The sequence below is a fragment of the Streptomyces sp. KPB2 genome, assembly GCF_003950055.1.
Lineage (GTDB): Bacteria > Actinomycetota > Actinomycetes > Streptomycetales > Streptomycetaceae > Streptomyces > Streptomyces salinarius.
On record NZ_CP034353.1, the window covers coordinates 92,367 to 108,533 of the forward strand.

General features: G+C 70.5%; 17 protein-coding genes and 1 pseudogene. 4 read left to right on the forward strand and 14 right to left on the reverse strand.

Annotated elements, in window-relative coordinates; all coding sequences use genetic code 11:
- Positions 1-21: 21 nt before the first annotated feature.
- On the reverse strand, positions 22-573 hold the full coding sequence (locus D1J63_RS00400; protein ID WP_125627209.1) for a YciI family protein: 552 nt from the start codon (positions 571-573) through the stop codon (positions 22-24).
- A gap of 72 nt (positions 574-645) precedes the next feature.
- On the opposite strand from D1J63_RS00400, the gene D1J63_RS00405 reads away from it, so the two are divergent.
- Positions 646-1,125 (forward strand): diadenosine tetraphosphate hydrolase, encoded by a 480-nt coding sequence (locus D1J63_RS00405; RefSeq protein WP_125627210.1) that lies wholly within the window; start codon positions 646-648, stop codon positions 1,123-1,125.
- 45 nt (positions 1,126-1,170) lie between these two features.
- Here the strand turns inward: D1J63_RS00405 and D1J63_RS00410 are convergent, their stop codons facing one another.
- From D1J63_RS00410 to D1J63_RS00425, 4 genes are all read right to left on the reverse strand, one after another.
- Positions 1,171-2,046 (reverse strand): LysR substrate-binding domain-containing protein, encoded by an 876-nt coding sequence (locus tag D1J63_RS00410; RefSeq protein ID WP_125627211.1) that lies wholly within the window; start codon positions 2,044-2,046, stop codon positions 1,171-1,173.
- A gap of 150 nt (positions 2,047-2,196) precedes the next feature.
- A complete protein-coding gene (locus D1J63_RS00415) occupies positions 2,197-2,946 on the reverse strand; it encodes an SDR family oxidoreductase (RefSeq protein ID WP_125627212.1) in 750 nt (249 codons plus the stop codon).
- A 198-nt stretch (positions 2,947-3,144) separates the two neighbouring features.
- Positions 3,145-5,808 carry a SpoIIE family protein phosphatase gene (locus D1J63_RS00420; protein WP_125627213.1) on the reverse strand — a complete coding sequence of 888 codons (2,664 nt, stop codon included), beginning with the start codon at positions 5,806-5,808 and terminating at the stop codon, positions 3,145-3,147.
- Between the two features lie 31 nt (positions 5,809-5,839).
- Positions 5,840-6,208: a DoxX family protein gene (locus D1J63_RS00425; RefSeq protein WP_241235493.1), complete on the reverse strand. Its 369-nt coding sequence runs from the start codon at positions 6,206-6,208 to the stop codon at positions 5,840-5,842.
- A gap of 60 nt (positions 6,209-6,268) precedes the next feature.
- Here D1J63_RS00425 and D1J63_RS00430 point away from each other — a divergent pair, with 60 nt between their 5' ends.
- Positions 6,269-7,150 carry a LysR family transcriptional regulator gene (locus D1J63_RS00430; protein ID WP_125627214.1) on the forward strand — a complete coding sequence of 294 codons (882 nt, stop codon included), beginning with the start codon at positions 6,269-6,271 and terminating at the stop codon, positions 7,148-7,150.
- A gap of 136 nt (positions 7,151-7,286) precedes the next feature.
- Here the strand turns inward: D1J63_RS00430 and D1J63_RS00435 are convergent, their stop codons facing one another.
- From D1J63_RS00435 to D1J63_RS00445, 3 genes are all read right to left on the reverse strand, one after another.
- Positions 7,287-7,784 carry an SDR family oxidoreductase gene (locus D1J63_RS00435; protein WP_240798600.1) on the reverse strand — a complete coding sequence of 166 codons (498 nt, stop codon included), beginning with the start codon at positions 7,782-7,784 and terminating at the stop codon, positions 7,287-7,289.
- Between the two features lie 99 nt (positions 7,785-7,883).
- Positions 7,884-8,198 carry a YrhK family protein gene (locus D1J63_RS00440; protein WP_125627215.1) on the reverse strand — a complete coding sequence of 105 codons (315 nt, stop codon included), beginning with the start codon at positions 8,196-8,198 and terminating at the stop codon, positions 7,884-7,886.
- A gap of 21 nt (positions 8,199-8,219) precedes the next feature.
- Positions 8,220-8,813 carry a helix-turn-helix transcriptional regulator gene (locus tag D1J63_RS00445; RefSeq protein ID WP_197923358.1) on the reverse strand — a complete coding sequence of 198 codons (594 nt, stop codon included), beginning with the start codon at positions 8,811-8,813 and terminating at the stop codon, positions 8,220-8,222.
- Between the two features lie 152 nt (positions 8,814-8,965).
- On the opposite strand from D1J63_RS00445, the gene D1J63_RS00450 reads away from it, so the two are divergent.
- Positions 8,966-10,591, forward strand: a complete 1,626-nt coding sequence (locus tag D1J63_RS00450; RefSeq protein ID WP_125627217.1) for an MFS transporter — start codon at positions 8,966-8,968, stop codon at positions 10,589-10,591.
- A 68-nt stretch (positions 10,592-10,659) separates the two neighbouring features.
- Here D1J63_RS00450 and D1J63_RS00455 read toward each other — a convergent pair whose 3' ends face one another.
- The 6 genes and pseudogenes from D1J63_RS00455 to D1J63_RS00480 all read right to left on the reverse strand — a co-directional run.
- Positions 10,660-12,612 (reverse strand): APC family permease, encoded by a 1,953-nt coding sequence (locus D1J63_RS00455; protein WP_164712664.1) that lies wholly within the window; start codon positions 12,610-12,612, stop codon positions 10,660-10,662.
- Between the two features lie 7 nt (positions 12,613-12,619).
- Positions 12,620-13,069: a hypothetical protein gene (locus D1J63_RS00460; RefSeq protein WP_125627218.1), complete on the reverse strand. Its 450-nt coding sequence runs from the start codon at positions 13,067-13,069 to the stop codon at positions 12,620-12,622.
- A gap of 43 nt (positions 13,070-13,112) precedes the next feature.
- Positions 13,113-13,514 (reverse strand): cupredoxin family copper-binding protein, encoded by a 402-nt coding sequence (locus tag D1J63_RS00465; protein WP_125627219.1) that lies wholly within the window; start codon positions 13,512-13,514, stop codon positions 13,113-13,115.
- A gap of 38 nt (positions 13,515-13,552) precedes the next feature.
- Positions 13,553-14,107, reverse strand: a complete 555-nt coding sequence (locus D1J63_RS00470; protein ID WP_125627220.1) for a hypothetical protein — start codon at positions 14,105-14,107, stop codon at positions 13,553-13,555.
- A 195-nt stretch (positions 14,108-14,302) separates the two neighbouring features.
- A complete protein-coding gene (locus tag D1J63_RS00475) occupies positions 14,303-14,743 on the reverse strand; it encodes an OsmC family protein (RefSeq protein WP_125627221.1) in 441 nt (146 codons plus the stop codon).
- Between the two features lie 162 nt (positions 14,744-14,905).
- A pseudogene (locus tag D1J63_RS00480) lies at positions 14,906-15,322 on the reverse strand (MarR family transcriptional regulator); the annotation flags it as partial.
- A 112-nt stretch (positions 15,323-15,434) separates the two neighbouring features.
- Between D1J63_RS00480 and D1J63_RS00485 the strand changes: the two are divergent.
- On the forward strand, positions 15,435-16,076 hold the full coding sequence (locus tag D1J63_RS00485; RefSeq protein WP_164713136.1) for an MBL fold metallo-hydrolase: 642 nt from the start codon (positions 15,435-15,437) through the stop codon (positions 16,074-16,076).
- Positions 16,077-16,167 lie beyond the last annotated feature (91 nt).

The window sequence follows — 16,167 nt, forward strand, 5'->3', positions numbered from 1 at the left end:
TTGCCTCGCGGACGTCCCCGCCTATGACGGGCGCCCGCCGAACTGCCAGTTGTGCACCTCGATGTCGGCGTACCGGTCCGGGGTCAGGAGTGCGCGTGCCGTGTCCGGGTCCGGCGCCCGGACCAACGCCGCCGTGCCCAGCCAGGTGGCGCCGTTGTCGGACAGCAGCGGCCCGTACGCGATCAGCTCGTCCCGGTCCGACGGCACTTCGAGGTCGGCGGCCCGCCCCGTGCCGAGGCCGAGTACCAGGTACCGGTTGCCGCCGGTCCTGCCGCCGGGGAAGTCCCACATGGTCCGTCCGAGCGTGTTGCGCCACCGTCGCAGCAGCACGTCCCGGTAGGCGCCGGCCTGGTAGTTCGGCTCGTCGAAGGCAAACGCGCGGGCAGCCGCGGGATCTGGCAGGTCGAGGATGTGCACGCTTCCGGTGAGTGTGTCGCCGTCGTCGGCGAACGTCGGGCCCCGGGCGATCATCTCCTTCGCGTACTGCTCCATGTAGGACCAGTGCTCTTCCGACAGCTCGTGACGCAGCGTCAGGGAGCCGGGCCGGTCGCGGTGGTAACAGAGGAACTCCATGCCCCAAGGATGTCGCCAAGGAGGTGATCGGGTCGAACGGGTTTCACCCACCGCCTCGCGTAGGTTGTGGCCATGACTGGTGACTGGCGGAACGACCGGATCAGGGCTGCGCTGAAGGGCGAGAACCCGACCGTGCTGCGTCGGTTGACGTCGGGTTTCGCGGTGATCGGGGATGTTCAGTTCCTGCCGGGCTACTCGGTTCTGCTCGTGGACGAGCCGGATGTGCAACGGCTGTCGGACCTTCCGAGGGGGAAGCGGCTGTCGTTCCTGTCCGACATGGATCAGCTCGGTGAAGCCGTCGAGCACGTCTGCCGTCGGCTGGACCCGGCCTTCCGGCGGGTCAACCTGGAGATCCTGGGGAACACGGACTCGTTCTTGCACGCGCACGTCTGGCCGCGGTTCGAGTGGGAACCGGCCGATGTGGTGGGCAGGCCGGTATGGCTCCATCCGCGTGAGCGGTGGAGTGACGAACGGTTCAGGCTCGGTTCGCAGCATGACGTGCTGCGGGAAGCGATCGGCAGCGAACTGGACCGGCTGCGCTCGGTGGCCTGACGTTGGGGACCAACTCCCCGGACTGCCGAGGGAGTCGGTCTGTGGTCACAGGGCGGCGGCGGTGAGGAATGCGTCTCTGGCGGGGCTGGTGGTCCTTGGCGAGTACAGGGCGTGAAGGGGTGCGTAGAGGGGCGGGGTGAGGGCGAGGATGCGGGCGGCGCCGCCGGCGGCGGGGCCCGGGGCTGTGGTGACGAAGGCGACGCGGTCGGTGCCGATGACGGCGGTGGCGGGTGGGGTGCCCTGGAGGGCGGTGCGTTCGGTACGGGGTTCGAAGCCGGCTGCGCGGCAGTGGGTGATGAGCAGGTCGGTGTAACCGGACCGGCCGGGTTGCCCCCAGACGATGAAGCGCTGGTCGGCGAGGTCCGACAGGGCCACGGACGTGCGGTCGGCGAGGGGGTGGTCGGCGGCGACCGCGATGTTGAGAGGGTGCTCCCCCAGGGTGGTTCGGGTCAGTCCGTGGGGAGGGACCATGGCCCGGCACAGCCCGATGTCTAGGTCTCCGGCCAGCAGGGCTTCGGTCAGTTCGCCCGGGTAGCGCTGGTTGACGTCGGTGGCCAGGCGCGGGTGTACGGCCCCCACCTGCCGCAGCAGCGCGATGATCTCCTCTCCGGTGACGGCCGGGGTGTGCCCAAGGCGCAGCACTTCCTTCTCGCCGCGGCCGATGCGGCGGGCCCGCTGGAGCGCGGAGCGTGCCGTGCCCCGCAGGACGCGGGCGTCCTCGACCAGGGCGGTGCCGGCGGGCAGCAGCACCACACCGGTGGCGGTGCGCTCCAGCAGGGGAACGCCCACTTCGCGTTCGAGGACGCGGATGGAGGTGGACAGCGCCTGCTGGGACAGGTGCAGACGAGCGGCGGCGCGGGTGATGCTGTGCTCCTCGGCCACCGCGATCAGGTGGTCCAGCTTGTGCAGGTCCAGGCCCATGGGGTCAGGTCACCCTCCTGCGACGCCGACGCAGCACGTCGCCCCGCCGCTCACTCTTCGCCCGCTTCGTCCTCTTCGCCCACGCTCGCAGGTGCCGGACCGCGACGACGTCGTCGGACCTCACAGGGCCAGGCGGTTCGGCGGCCATGCTCATCGGGTGGTGTAGCCGCCGTTGGCGAACAGCGTCTGCCCGGTGATCCACGAGCCCTCGGTGGCCAGGAACTTGATGAGGGGGACGATGTCCTCGATGTGGGTGAGCTGGTTGCCCATGGCCTGCGACTTGTGGAATTCCACCCGTTCCGGCGTCTCCTGCGGGTAGAAGAACGGCGTGTCCATCGGCCCCGGCGCCACCACGTTCACCGAGATCGACCGGTCGGCGAACTCCTTGGCCGCCGCGCGGGTGAAGTGCTCCAGCGGCGCCTTGCCACCGGCGTAGGTGGAGTACCCATCGGTGAAGGCGGCCAGCAGGGACGTGCCGAGGCTGATGATCTTGCCGTGGTCCTCGAGGCGGCGCCCCGCCTCCTGGATGAAGAAGTACGCCGCCTTGGCGTTGATGCCGAACATGCGGTCGTACTCTTCCTCGGTGGTCTCCAGGATGGGCTTCCGCAGCACCATTCCGGTCGTGTTCACCGCGACGTCGACGCCGCCGTAGGTGTCCACCGCGGTGTCGAACAGCCGCCGTGTACTCGCCACGTCCGTCAGGTCCCCCTGCACGGAGACCGCCTGGCCACCGGCGTCCTGGATGGCCCGGACGGTCTCCTCAGCCTCCTTCTGCGACGTGTGGTAGTGCACCACGACCTTGGCCCCGGCCTCGGCGAACGACCTGCTGAGCAGTCCGCCCAGATTCTTCTCGCCGCCGCCGATGACCGCGACCTTGTCCTTCAGCGTGTGCTCGGCCATGTCCAGAACCTCCTCATGTCACCATCGGTGACCGGGTTGATCACTTCCACTCACGAGGCTAGGCAGGCATGCCGGACGCAGGCCAACACGACCTGCGTGTCGCCCCACAAAAACTCTTGATAGCCGCTGGTCACACCGCGCGTCGGCTGACTGCCGCACGCGTCCCGGCGGTCGACCGCGGGTCGGCGAGGTCGGCGGTCAGGGGGCCGTGCCGAGGTCCTGAGTGAGTGACTGTTCGGCCCAGATGACCTTGCCTTCTCCGGTGTAGCGCACGCCCCACCGATCGGCGAGCTGGGCCACGAGGAACAAGCCGCGTCCGCCCTCGTCGAACTCGGCCGCCTGGACGACGCGCGGTGCGGTGCTGCTCGCGTCGTACACCTCGCAGATCAGGACGTGGTGCCGAAGCAGCCGGACGGTGATCGGCGGTGTGCCGTACCGAACGGCGTTGGTGATCAGTTCACTGAGGATGAGCTCTGTGGTGAAGCCCGTGTCGAGGGCCCAGCTCTCCAGCTGCCGCATGCACTGGGTGCGGACAGCACCGACCGCTTCGAAGTCGGCGGGAACGTCCCACTGCGCGATGTGCTCGGCCGGGAAACCGCGGGTGCGGGTGACGAGCAGGGCGACGTCGTCGTGCGATCCGGTGGGGGCCATGGCCTCGACGACGGTACGGCAGGTGCTCTCGGGGTCCGGCACCGTGTCGGTGAGTACCGACCGCAGCAGCTCCATTCCGGTGTCGATGGTCCTGCCCCGGCTCTCCACCAGCCCGTCGGTGTAGAGAACGAGGCGGCTTCCCTGCGGGACGGCGATGTCGGTGGTCTGGAACGGAACGCTTCCCAGGCCCAGGGGCAGATTGGCCGGCGCGTCCACGAACTCGACCGAGCCGTCGGGCAGGACCAGCGCCGGCGGTGGGTGTCCGGCACGGGCGACAGCACACCGGCCGCTGGTCGGGTCGTAGACCGCGTACACCAGGGTCGCGCCTGTGATGGTGTGGCCTTCGCCGCCCGCCTGGTAGGCGGCGTCCACACGCGTGACGAGTTGATCCAGGGAGAAGAGGAGGTCTTCCGGAGTCAGATCGAGCGCCGAGAAGGTCAGGACCGCGGTTCTCAGTCTGCCCATGGTGGCGGCGGCCTGCAGTCCGTGTCCGACCACGTCGCCCACCACCAGGGCGACTCGGGCGCCCGAGAGGGGGATGACGTCGAACCAGTCGCCGCCCACGCCTGATTGGGCCGGCAGATAGCGGTGGGCCGCTTCGACGGCATCCTGTCGGGGCAGGTCTCGCGGCAGCAGGCTGCGCTGGAGGGAGACCGCGGTGGCGTGCTCCCGTGTGTAGCGGCGCGCGTTGTCGATGCAGACCGCCGCGCGGGCCGACAGTTCCTCCGCGGGCGAGACGTCGTCCGGCTGGAACGGAGGCTGGCTGCCGCGCCAGAACATGACGAGTCCCAGCACCACCCCCCGGGCCCGCAGCGGCACCGCGAGGAGCGAGTGGAACCCCAGCCGGAGAACCTCCTGCGCGCCGTCCGGATCCGGTACGCGCCAGTCCTGCGACTGCGCCAGATCGGACACCAGGACGGCGTCCTCACCGTCCATCGTCCGACGCTGCTCCGCGACGGGCCCGTACTCCAGACTGCTGCCCGCCTCGTGGAAGGGCCAGGCTTCGACCGCTCCGCGTACCGCCACGCGGCGCACCGACGACGCCACGCCCGGCACGGGTTCCTCGCCGCGCAGTACGACATCGAAGAGGTCGACGGTGACGACGTCGGCGAACTGCGGGACGACGAGGTCCGCGAGTTCCTCGGCGGTACGCGCCACGTCCAGGGTGCTGCCGATCTCCGCGCTGGCCCGGTACAGCAGCTCCAGGCGTTCGTGCGCGACTTCCGCTCGCCCGGCGAGGGCACGGAGCTCCGTGGTGTCCCGCAGAGTCGCGACGCCCCCGGCCGGGCCGTGTCCGCCACGGCTGGTCCGTCGCACGTTGACGGCGAGCAGGCGTCCGCCCACCGGCTGAACGGCGTCGTCCACGCTTCGGTCGGACGCCAGGAGCCGCACCATCGAGTCGGGCAGGCCGAGGTCTCGCAGCGGCCGGTGCTCGGCATCCGCCGGCAGCTGCAACAGCCTTCGTGCCTCGTCGTTGACCAGCGACAACCGGCCGTCCGCCCCGATCACCAGGACTCCTTCGCGCGCCGCGTGCAGCACCGCGTCGTGGTGTTCGTACATGCGCGTCACCTCGGTCGGTCCCAGCCCGTGTGTCTGCCGGCGCAACCGTCGGCTGACCAGCCACGCCGCGCCCGTGGCCAACGCCAGTGACCCTGCGGCACCGGCTGCCAGCAGGGGAAGCTGCCGGTTGAAGGTGCCGCTCACCGTGCTGATCTCCAGGCCGGCCGTCACGAGTCCCGTCACCGTTCCGTCCGCGTCGGTGACCGGTACGACCGCGCGGACGGCATCCGTCGGCGCTCCCCTGAACAGTTCGGTGTAGGACTCGCCGTCCAGCGCTCGACCGAAGTCTCCGGTCGCCCGCTTGCCGATCAGATCGGGGCGGACGTCGGTGTAGCGGACACCGTCGCGATTCAGGACGGCGACGAAATCCACGCCCGAGGTCTGCCGGGCCTCTTCGGCGCGCGGCTGCAGCGCAGCGGTCGGGTTCGGACCCTTCAAGGCTGCCGCGACACCGGGGGAACTGGCGAAGCCCGCAGCCACCGCGAGGGCTTGGTGCCGTGCCCCACGCACCGTCTGGCTCCGCGTCTCGTACACCAGGGTGACGTCACTGAGTACGGCCAGGAGCAGCATGACCAGCAACTGCAGTACGAAGACTTGCGCCGCGACGCTCTGCGGCCATGGTTTGCGCCGCACCGCTGATACGCCACTCATCCCCTTGCGCATTCACCCGTTTTATCACTTATCAGGGCATTGCCATCTGGTGCAGCAGCGAGGCGAGGGCGGTGGCGAGGAAGAGGCCGGGAAACGCGAGGTTGCGCAGCACGCGGGCGCGCACATGGAAGGCGAGCGCACCGAGGTAGAACAGGACGAGGCCGCAGGCCGCGGCGACGCCGAGAGGGCGCAGCCCGGTGTCGAGGAGGCCGAGAAGGAGGCCCGCGGCCCCGGCCAGCTTGAGGGCGGCCAGCCGGGGCAGCCAGGAACGGGGGACGCCCACCTCCGCCGAGTTGGCCAGTACGAAGCGCGCCCCCGCGAGGTCGGCGGCGGCGATACCGATGTTGAGGGCGGCGGTCAGGAGTGTGACGACGAGGAGTGGAAGTGGGTTGTCCATCATGTCTTCAGGGTCCTCGGGCGTCCTGGCACCGTCCAATACCTGCTTCTATAACCTGGTGGCATGGATGTGGACACGCGCCTGCTCCGCTACTTCGCCGCAGTGGCGGAAGAGGGCACCCTGACCGGAGCGGCGCGGAAGCTGTTCGTCTCGCAGCCCGCGTTGAGCAAGCAGGTCCGGCACCTGGAGGACGATCTCGGGGTACGGCTCTTCGTGCGTTCGCGGGCGGGGATGACGCTGACCGAGGCTGGTCGTGAGCTCGCCTCTCGGGTGCCCGCGCTGCTGGACGACTGGGACGAGGCGGTGCGGGCGGCCGGGCGGGCGGCGCGGGTGCTGCGCCTGGGTTTCCTGGACGCGGGCGCGGTGGAAGCCGTCCCCGAGATCGTGGCCGAATTCCGGCACACGCGGCCGGAGTGGCGGGTGGAGCTGCGGCAGTTCGACTGGTCCGAGCCGAGCGCCGGCCTGGCCCGGGGTGAGGTGGATGCGGCCGTGGTGCGTTTGCCGTTTCCCGGCCAGGAGCGTTTCGGAGTGGTGGAGTTGTTCGTCGAGGAGCGCGGGGTGCTGCTACCCGCTCGGCATCCGCTGGCGAACAGCGGGACGGTGGAGTTCCGGGAGTTGTGGGAGGAGACGTTCGCCGCGGCCGGACCCGAGACGGGGCCCTGGAGGGAACACTGGCTGGCGGTGGATGAACGGGACGGGCATCCCGTGCGGGTCGGTGCCGTCACCAGGCGGCCCGACGAGTGGCTCGGAGCGGTGGCGGGCGGCTGCGTGGCCCTCGCCCCGGCGTCGGTGGCCCGCTTCTACACCCACCCCGGTGTGGTGTTCCGTCCGGTCCACGGGGTCTCTCCGAGCCGAGTGGGGCTGGCCCGGCCCCGGGGCCGGACGCACGTGGCGGCGCTGGACGACTTCCTCGAGGACGTCGCACGGCGGCTCGGGCGGGGATGACGAGCGGGACTGACGGCTCGCCGGTCGATGCCCGCCCGGACAGCCGCGGTTGGGGTCCTGGGTTCCGCCGCGGTTCCCTCGTGGAACGCCCGGTGCCTTCGCACCACCCCCGTGAACCCGCAGGTGGGCCCGACTGTCAGCGAGTGGAGGTCAGTCCGCCCGTGACGGCGACGATCTCGCCGATGGTGTAGCTGGAGTCGGCGTCGGAGGCGAGGTATACGTACACCGGGGCGATCTCCTCGGGCTGGGCGACCCGGCCGGCGGGGCCTTCGCTGCCGAGGTGCGCGAGGCCCTCCTGCGGCATGTTCGGGTCGGCCACGTTGAGTACTGTCCAGGTCGGACCGGGTGCGACCACGTTCGCCCGGATGCCGTCCTTGGCCAGGCGCGCGGCGATCGATTTCGTGAAATTGACCAGGGCGGCCTTGGCCGCCGCATAGTCGATCATGGTGTCGCTGCCCTTGAGGGCCTCTTCCGAAGCCGTGGCAATGATCGCGTCACCCGCTTCGAGGTGAGGACGCGCGGCCTGAACCAGGTGGTAGTACGCATACACATTGACCTTGAAGGACCGGTCCCAGTCCTCGTACGACAGCTGCGACAGGTCCAACTGGCTGTTCAGGTGGGCAGCGTTGTTCACCAGGATGTTCGGCCCGGGGGCTGCTGGCTCTGGTGCGGATAGGGCGGGGCCGGCTCCGAGGTGACCTGCGGGGCCGTGTCGCCGGTGTTGCCAGTACGTTCAGTAGTCCTGGGAGCCGTCGGGGGGAACCGCGGGGGAATCGGGTCCCGGGGTGTGGGCGTGGACGCGTTGCAGGTGCAGGTGGCGGGTGAGGCGAATGGCGGGGCGGATGAGGAGCTCGATGCTGCCGATGAGGAAGCACCAGGTTCCCGTTGTGGTCCACTGCTCGGAGAAGAACATGACGCTCCCCGCGATGAACCACAGGGCGATCAGGACGTCGTTGGCGATACTGGCGGCTTCGTAGCGCCGCCCGATGACGAGTTCCTCCCGGCCCAGGTGGATGACCAGCGACGTGCTTCGCGCAGTGTCTTTCATGCTTCCACGTTACGGGCGCCGTCAGCCGCCAACCGGCTTCGAGCCGTCGGCGCCGGTGTCGGTCTGGTGGCCGCGGCGGGCGTCGCGGTCGAAAATGCCCATGATCTCGCACGGTCCGCCCTCGGCGCCGATGGCGTGGGGCATCATCGTGGGGAACTCGGCGGCCTGGTTGGTCTCGACGCGGAAGCGGCGGTGGCCGAGCACGAGGACGGCGGTGCCGGACAGGACCACCAGCCATTCCCGGCCGGGGTGGGCGCGCATCCGGGCCGGATTGTCGGGCGGCGGGTCGGTCATCCGCTGACGCATCACGGTCATGCCCGGGTCGCCCTTCACGGGCCAGCGCATCAGACCGTGCGCCGCGTCGATCATCGGGCTGAAGACGACGTCTTCGGCGGCGTTCTCGACGAGCTGGTCCAAGGTGGTGTCCAGTGCGCGGGCGAGGGTGACCAACTGATCGAGGGCGAGACGGCGCCGACCGTTCTCGATACGGCTCAGTGAGGACTGGCTGAGGTTGGCGCGCGTGGCCAACTCGTCCAGCGACCATCCCTGCGCGACGCGCAAGGCACGGATCCGTTTGCGTACGAGGCTGTCCAGCTCCCCATCTTCTTGCGTCATGGGCAACATGTTATGCCTCTGGTGCAGCGCGCGCCTAACGTCGCGGGCAGGCGGCCCGAAGGTCTACGGCCGACCGGCAAGCCCTCCCCCGCGCCCCCGACGACCGGCCCTGTTCCGGCGCCGGTCCCGCGCGCCCGCTTCGGAAGGAAGACATGAGGACCAACCAGCCTCCCTTGGCGCCCCGCACACCGGTAGGCGGTGCGGGTGCGCCGGATGCGCGTCAGCTGCGCGCGATCCTGATCACCGTCTCGATCGCTTTGATGGCGGTCATCGCCTCGGTGTCCGGGCTGAACGTCGCCCAGACCCATCTGGCCGTCGAGTTCGGTGCCTCCCAGAACACCGTTCTGTGGATCATCAACGTGTACACCCTGGTCCTGGCCGCGCTGCTGCTGCCGCTCGGCGCCGTCGGCGACCGTCTGGGCCGCAAGCCCATGCTGATCACCGGACTCGTCGTCTTCGGCGCCGCCGGCGTCGTCGCGGGACTCGCCCCGTCGGCCGCGGTGATGATCGGCGCCCGGGCGGCAGCCGGGGTCGGCGCCGCGATGATCATGCCGATCACACTGGCCGTCATCACCTCCACCTTTCCCGAGAAGGAGCGGGGCAGGGCGATCGGTGTGTGGACCGGCGTCGCCGGAGGCGGCGGCATCCTGGGCATGTTCCTCTCCGCCCTGCTGGTCGATGTCGCCGACTGGCGCCGGCTGTTCCTGCTGCCCGTGGTCCTGGTCGTCGTCGCGCTGGTGATGACGCTGAAGTGCGTGCCCGACTCCCGCGAACGCTCCGGCCATTCCTTCGACATCGTCGGCGCACTGGTCTCCGTCATCGCCGTGACCGGTCTCATCTTCGTCCTGCAGGAAGGCCCCGAACGCGGCTGGGGCGCACCCGTCACGCTGATCGGCCTGGCCGTCGGCGTGGCCGCCGCCACCGCCTTCGTGGCCTGGGAACTGCGCCGCCGTGACGCCTCGCTGCTGGACGTACGCCTGTTCCGCGAGCGCGGCCTGACCGGCGGCTCCGTCACCCTGCTCGTCGTGTTCGGCGTCCAGGCGGGCATCGCCGTCGTTCTCTTCCCCTTCTTCCAGGCCGTCCTCGGCTGGTCCGGGCTGCTGTCCACGGTGGCGATGATGCCCATGGCCGTCACGATGATGGCGGCCTCCGGCCTTGCTCCCAAGGCGGTTGCCGCGATCGGCGTCCGCGCGACCATGACCGTCGGCGTCGCCCTTGCCACCCTCGGCCTGGTCCTGATGGCCCTGTTCGTATCCGTCGACGGCGGTTACCCGTCCATCCTGGCCGGCATGCTCGCGATGGGCGCCGGCATGGGTCTGTCGATGACCCCGTCCACCGAGGCCATCACCGGTTCCCTGTCTCGGGCCGACCAGGGCGTCGCCTCCGCGCTCAACGATGTCACCCGCGAGTTCGGCACCGCCCTCGGTGTCGCCATGCTGGGCGCACTCCTGGCCAACGGCTACCGGGGCGCCGTCGACGACAGGCTGGCCGGCCTCCCCGCGGACACCGCGGACACCGCCCGCGAAGGCATCGCCAACGCGATCCAGGTCGCACCCACGACCGGCAGCCGTGCGCCGGAGTTGGTCCACGCCGCACAGCAGTCCTTCGTGGACGGCTGGCAACAGGCCATGTGGGTCGGCGCCGCCGTCATGACCGCACTCCTCCTCCACACCGCCCTGCGCGGGCCCAAGAACGAGCCGCCCCTCCGCCCCGGCACCGAGGCCGCCCCGGAGGACGCCGGTGGCGGCGGCCGGGCGACGACTGACGCACGGGGCTGAACGGCTCGGGCAGGCGCCCGGGGTGGGCTCCGTCGGGGGTCCTTCGAGGTGGTCCGTGCGGGCTCGTCTCAGTCCATGTCGGGCGGGTGGTGCGACTCCAGGGCCCGCATGGCGCGCGACGCGTTGAACGGCAGGATCGTGACCGCGATGTGCGGCAGTTGCTCCAGCGTCCTCGACATATTCTCGCCGGTCTCCCGGTGGAGGAGTTTGCCGAGGGCGTTGGCGTACATCCGTCGGGGCACGAGCACCGTCAGGGACGTGTCCCCGTCCTGGGTGGTGCGGACGGCCAGTTCCCGCATCGCGTGACGGAGCCGGCGGTCGGGACAGGCCACCACTTCCAGCTCGACCGACGTCGCGGAGGTCGACGCCCAGCGGGCGGACAGGCGGCGGGCGTGCGCCTCGTCGATGGCGAAGTGCACCGCACGGACGCCGTCGGGCCGCAGCTCGTGGGCGTAGCGCAGCGCCTTCAGCGTGGCCAGGTCCAGCGTCTCGACGAGGACGAACACTTGGTGGCGGCGGGTACGGGGCCGGTCCGCGCCGGTGGGCAGCCGCTCCAGGGCGGCGGCCTCGCGCCGGTACTCGCGGTTGATCCGGATCAGCGCCCAGACCCCGAGCGGGAAGACCACGACGACCAGCCAGGCGCCTTCCGTGAACTTCGTGACCGCGAAGATCAGCACGACGGCGGCGGAGACAACCGCCGCGAGCGCGTTGACGGTGACCTTCATCCGGCGCCGTGGCTCCCGTCCGCGCAGGTGGTAGGCGGTCAGGCCGCTCCCGGCCATGGTGAAGGCGGTGAACACGCCGATCGCGTAGAGGGCCACCAGCTCGTCCACGTTGGCGCCCGTGACGAGCAGCAGGGCTAGGGAGAGGGCGGAGAGCGTGACGATGCCGTTGGAGAAGGCCAGCCGGTGTCCGCGCCGGGTGAGCGGTCGCGGCAGGAACCGGTCCTGTGCGACGAAGCTCGCCAGGAACGGAAACCCGGTGAAGGGGGTGTTGGCACCCGTGTAGAGGACCAGCGCGGTCGCCAGCTGGACGAAGACCAGTCCGATCGTCCCCACCGTCGCGTCGCCGAAGGCGAGCCTCGCCTCCTGCGCGATGACGGTGGGGGTCCCGTCGGTGTACGGGACGGCGTGCGTGACGTGCGCGAGGGTGGAGACGCCCAGGACCAGGACGGCGAGCACACAGCTCATGATGACGAGGGTCCGCCGGGCGTTGCGGCCCTGCGGTTCGCGAAAGGCGGAGATGCCGTTCGAGATGGCTTCGAGCCCGGTGAGCGACGAACCGCCGTTGGCGAAGGACCGCAGCACGATGAACAACGACGCGCCCTGGAGCCAGCCGTCGCCCGGGGTTCCGAGCGGCACGACGCCTGGAGCGTCGAGGTCGGCGTGCGGCAGATCGCCCGTCAGGCCCCGCACCGCCGCGACGACGAAGACCAGACCCATCGCGGCGATGAAGAGATAGGCGGGCAGCGCGAACATCCGGCCCGCTTCGCGCACCCCGCGCAGATTGCCGTAGCCCAGCAGCACGATCACCACCACCGACACCGGCAACTGGAGATGGTCCAGCCCCGTCCAGCCGTGGCCGACCAGATGGGCGAGCGAGATGAGCGCGTTCGTGCCGGCCGACACCTGGACGGCGACCGTGACGACGTAGTCGACGAGCAGGGCCACGGCGGCGACCTGGGCGACGTTCGGCCCGAAGTTCTCCCGCGCCACCACGTAGGACCCGCCGGCCCGGGTGTAGATCGTCACGACGTCGCTGTAACAGAGCGTCAGAAGCAGCAGCACCAGCAGGATCGCGCCCGTCACCGGCACGACCATCGTGAAGGCCGCTGCTCCGACCACCGGCACGAGGACCCGGAGCATCTCCTCGGAGCCGTAGGCCGACGAACTGATGCAGTCGGAGGCGAGTACGCCGAGCGCCGTGGGGTTGCCCAGTTTCTCCTCGCTGACCCGCTCCGTGGTGAGCGGTCTGCCGAGGAGCAGCCGCTTGACGCGGTACATCGGCCGTTCGGACGTCATGCCGGCATCACAGCGCGCGGCTGCCCCGGGGGCGGACGAGGAGGAGGTACAGCGTGGCAAGGACGGCGACCGCCTGGGCCAGCACCGTGACGTCCTTCTCGCCGTACCAGACGGGTTCGTACATGTCGGGGAACGGTCCCAGCTCACCGACGTCCACGTAGCGGTACACCAGGAGGAGGGCGAGCCCGCCGGCCGCCACCAACGCCGCGAAGAGGTCTCCCGGCAGGCGGCGCCAGACAAGGACGAGCAGTGCCGCCAGTGCCGCGAGGGCGGCCTCGACGCGGAAGAGGGTGCCCTGGCCGATGCTCGCGGAGACGGCGTCGTACCGGTCGGCGAGGTGCGCGTGCACGTATGCGTCCACGGCGAGTCCGGCCGCGGCGAGCACCCGCGCGGCGCCCCGCACGAGGTGACCGGCACCCCGTCCGCGGGCGGGTGGAGCGGTGGGCTGTGAGGACATGGCGGGTCTCCCTTCGCGCCGCGGACCTACCGGCGGCCGGGGCTCACTCGACGGTGAGCGTGCCCTTCATGAACGGGTGGATCGTGCACGTGTAAGGGAAGTCGCCCGGCTTGGACGGAGCCGTGAAGGTGGCGCTCTTGCCGGGAGCGATGTCTCCGGTGTCGAAGGAGCCGCCCTTGGACGCCGTCACGGTGTGCGTGGTCGTGTCCTTGTTGACGACGGTGACCTTGGCGCCGGCGGAAACGGTCAGGGAGGCCGGCTGGAACTTGAAGTCCTGGATGGTGATCCGGGTGCCACCACCCGTGGACGGGCCGGTGGCGGACTCGGTCGCGGTGTCGCCGCCACCGCCTCCGCCGTTCGAACACCCGAGAAGGGTGGTCAGAGCGAGTGCGCAGGCGGTGACGGCGCCGAGGCGCACGGTGCCTGAAGGGAACCGGAACGGCATGGCATCTCCGAGCGCTGGTGGGGCCGGACGGCCGAAGGTCAGTAGCCGCCGTCGCTGGTGTTCGGCTTGGTGGTGATCTTCTTGCCGTCCGGGTCGACGACGAACCACTTGGCGCCGAAGGCGTCGACGTCCTGCCCGTTGATGTCGCCCGCCTTCTGGTCGTCGGCGAACCGGTACAGCGGGTGCCCGTTGTACGTCACCTGCTCGGACCCGTCGTCCCGCTTCGTGGTCTTCAGCAGATCCTTCTTCACCCCGTGGCCCGGGGTCGGTGTCTTCTTGACGGTGAACGGCGGCCACGCCTTGGCGCAGTCGTCGTCGCACTTCGACTTGTTCTTCGTGTCCTTCTCGAAGAGGTAGAGCGTCCGGCCCTTCTCGTCGACCAGCATCTTGCCGTAGGTGCCGTCCTTGACGTCGACGGCGGGGGCCGCCGACGAGGTCGCCGCCGGGACCACGTCGGTGTCGAGACTGTCCGCCGCGTTGGCGGTCTGCGTACCGGCGGCGCCGCTGTCGCCGCCGTCGCCCGCGCATCCGGTCGCCGCGGCGGCGACCAGCACACCGCAGGCCAGTGCGGTGGCTGCCCTGAGCCGTCTCATGAGGTCTCCTTGTCGGTCGGCCACCCCACGGGCAGCACGCGGCCCGCCTGTCGGGGCCCACGGGCCCAGTGCACCTCCGGGCCGACGGAGCCACCATCCGACCGCGTCTGTTCGGAGTGCGGCCGCACCCGGACGGGCCCCACTGCCCCACGCAGCCGGTACCTCGCCGTGTCCGGTCTCCCGGGCCGCCGGGGGTCAGGCGTCGGCGACCGTCGTGGTCACCGGTGTGCCGACCTCGACGGTCCTGCTCACGGTGCACAGACGGTCGTGGGAGGTCCTGACCGCGCGGGGCAGGATGGCTCGCGCGCGCTCCGCTCCCTCGCCGTCCGGGAAGGTCACGGCGAACGTGACCTGGAGGTTCGTCATGCGGTTGCCCAGGTCGTCACTGACCTTGTCTCCCGTGACCGTCACGTCGAACCGGGTGGGCTCCGCGTGGCGGCCGGTGGCGATGTCGACGTCCACAGCCGTGCAGCCGCCGATCGCCGCCAGGAACAACTCGACGGGGGTGAACCCGGTCTCCTGGCCGTTCTCCGGCGCCGTACCGAAACTGATGGTTCCGCCGCGGGCGTTGGTTGCCACGAACTGGCCGCTGCTGGTGCGTTCGACGACGACGGAACGCTTCGAGTCTTCGCTCATGGCGCTCACAGTAGTCACAGCGCCTCGCCGGCCCGCGGCGCCGGTCCGGCTCGCCCCGAGGGAGATTCAGGGACGGGCTCAGGTCCCGGTGCCGCTCGGGTTCTCCCGGGTGTGCCGCTCCTGGCGGGCCCCTGCCGTGGGGCGGGCATCGCCGCCGAGTGCGGTGAGGTGGGCCGTCAGGCGGGACAGGAGGGCGACCGACTCGCTCAACCGCCGTCTCTCGTCGGGGTCGAAGGTCTCGCGGATGGCGGTGCCCAGGGCGCCGGCACGGAAGTCGCGTTCCCGCCGGAGGCGGGAGCGGCCGGCGTCGGTGAGCCGCAGCAGGAGTTTGCGGCCGTCGTCGGGGTGCCGCTCTCCGCGGACGAGGCCGTCGGCGGAGAGGTCCTTGACCGACTTGGCCGCCGACTGGTGTGTGACACCGCGCAGTCGGGCGAGGTCGGCCGTGGTCAGGGGGCCCTCGCGGTCGAGGAAGCCGAGGATGGCGGCCTCGCCCGGGGGCATGGTGTCCGCGGCTCGCACGGCCCGGACCAGCTCACCGATCGACCGCCGCAACTCCTCGGCCAGCGCGTCTTCGTCCATGGGGTCATCCTAACCACATTCACTCAAGCGAGTTGTACAGTTGAGTTGTACTGTTAGGTTGTATACCTCGTCGCACCAATGATGTCGATGGCATGGAAAGGGCATGACGGTCATGGAACTCACCAAGTTCGGCCACGCGTGTGTACGGCTCGAGAAGGAGGGGCGCCGCCTGGTCATCGACCCGGGCGGTCTGACCGATCCCCCGGCGCTGGACGGCGCCGACGCGGTGCTCGTGACGCACGAACACTTCGACCACTTCTCCGAGGAGGCGCTGCGCCGGGCCGCCGCGGCGCGGCCGGGTCTGCGCATCTGGACCAACTCCCGTGTCGCGCGGCGTCTGGACGGCCTCGGCGACCGGGTCGTCACCACGGGGGACGGGGACGCCTTCGGCGTCGCGGGCTTCGATGTCCAGGTGCACGGAACCTGGCACGCCGTCATCCATCCGGACGTCCCGCGCATCCCCAACATCGGCTTCCTGGTCGACCGGTCGCTGTTCCACCCCGGCGACGCCCTGACCGTGCCCGCCACACCGGTCGGCACGCTGCTGCTGCCCGTGCACGCGCCCTGGTCCACGGTCGGCGATCTGATCGACTACGTCCGCGAGGTCGCTCCCCGCACCGCCTACGCCGTGCACGACGGTGCCCTCAACGACGTCGGCACCACGATGGTCGAGGGGTTCCTCGGCGAACGGGGGCCCGGGGTCCCGGCCCGCTACCGTCGGCTCGCCCCCGGCGCGAGTGTCCGCATCGAGTGAGGGACGACGGTGCCGTCCACGGGGCACCATCCCGCCGAAGTCGTCGGGTGCGTTGACGGGCCGGCAACACCGGAACTATGGTCTCGACGAT

Bases quoted from the DNA above. Each gene is read 5' to 3' on its own strand.
- D1J63_RS00400 (WP_125627209.1), bottom strand. From the start codon at position 573: ATGGAGTTCCTCTGTTACCACCGCGACCGGCCCGGCTCCCTGACGCTG.
- D1J63_RS00405 (WP_125627210.1), top strand. From the start codon at position 646: ATGACTGGTGACTGGCGGAACGACCGGATCAGGGCTGCGCTGAAGGGC.
- D1J63_RS00410 (WP_125627211.1), bottom strand. From the start codon at position 2,046: ATGGGCCTGGACCTGCACAAGCTGGACCACCTGATCGCGGTGGCCGAG.
- D1J63_RS00415 (WP_125627212.1), bottom strand. From the start codon at position 2,946: ATGGCCGAGCACACGCTGAAGGACAAGGTCGCGGTCATCGGCGGCGGC.
- D1J63_RS00420 (WP_125627213.1), bottom strand. From the start codon at position 5,808: ATGAGTGGCGTATCAGCGGTGCGGCGCAAACCATGGCCGCAGAGCGTC.
- D1J63_RS00425 (WP_241235493.1), bottom strand. From the start codon at position 6,208: ATGATGGACAACCCACTTCCACTCCTCGTCGTCACACTCCTGACCGCC.
- D1J63_RS00430 (WP_125627214.1), top strand. From the start codon at position 6,269: ATGGATGTGGACACGCGCCTGCTCCGCTACTTCGCCGCAGTGGCGGAA.
- D1J63_RS00440 (WP_125627215.1), bottom strand. From the start codon at position 8,198: ATGAAAGACACTGCGCGAAGCACGTCGCTGGTCATCCACCTGGGCCGG.
- D1J63_RS00445 (WP_197923358.1), bottom strand. From the start codon at position 8,813: ATGACGCAAGAAGATGGGGAGCTGGACAGCCTCGTACGCAAACGGATC.
- D1J63_RS00450 (WP_125627217.1), top strand. From the start codon at position 8,966: ATGAGGACCAACCAGCCTCCCTTGGCGCCCCGCACACCGGTAGGCGGT.
- D1J63_RS00455 (WP_164712664.1), bottom strand. From the start codon at position 12,612: ATGACGTCCGAACGGCCGATGTACCGCGTCAAGCGGCTGCTCCTCGGC.
- D1J63_RS00460 (WP_125627218.1), bottom strand. From the start codon at position 13,069: ATGTCCTCACAGCCCACCGCTCCACCCGCCCGCGGACGGGGTGCCGGT.
- D1J63_RS00465 (WP_125627219.1), bottom strand. From the start codon at position 13,514: ATGCCGTTCCGGTTCCCTTCAGGCACCGTGCGCCTCGGCGCCGTCACC.
- D1J63_RS00470 (WP_125627220.1), bottom strand. From the start codon at position 14,107: ATGAGACGGCTCAGGGCAGCCACCGCACTGGCCTGCGGTGTGCTGGTC.
- D1J63_RS00475 (WP_125627221.1), bottom strand. From the start codon at position 14,743: ATGAGCGAAGACTCGAAGCGTTCCGTCGTCGTCGAACGCACCAGCAGC.
- D1J63_RS00485 (WP_164713136.1), top strand. From the start codon at position 15,435: ATGGAACTCACCAAGTTCGGCCACGCGTGTGTACGGCTCGAGAAGGAG.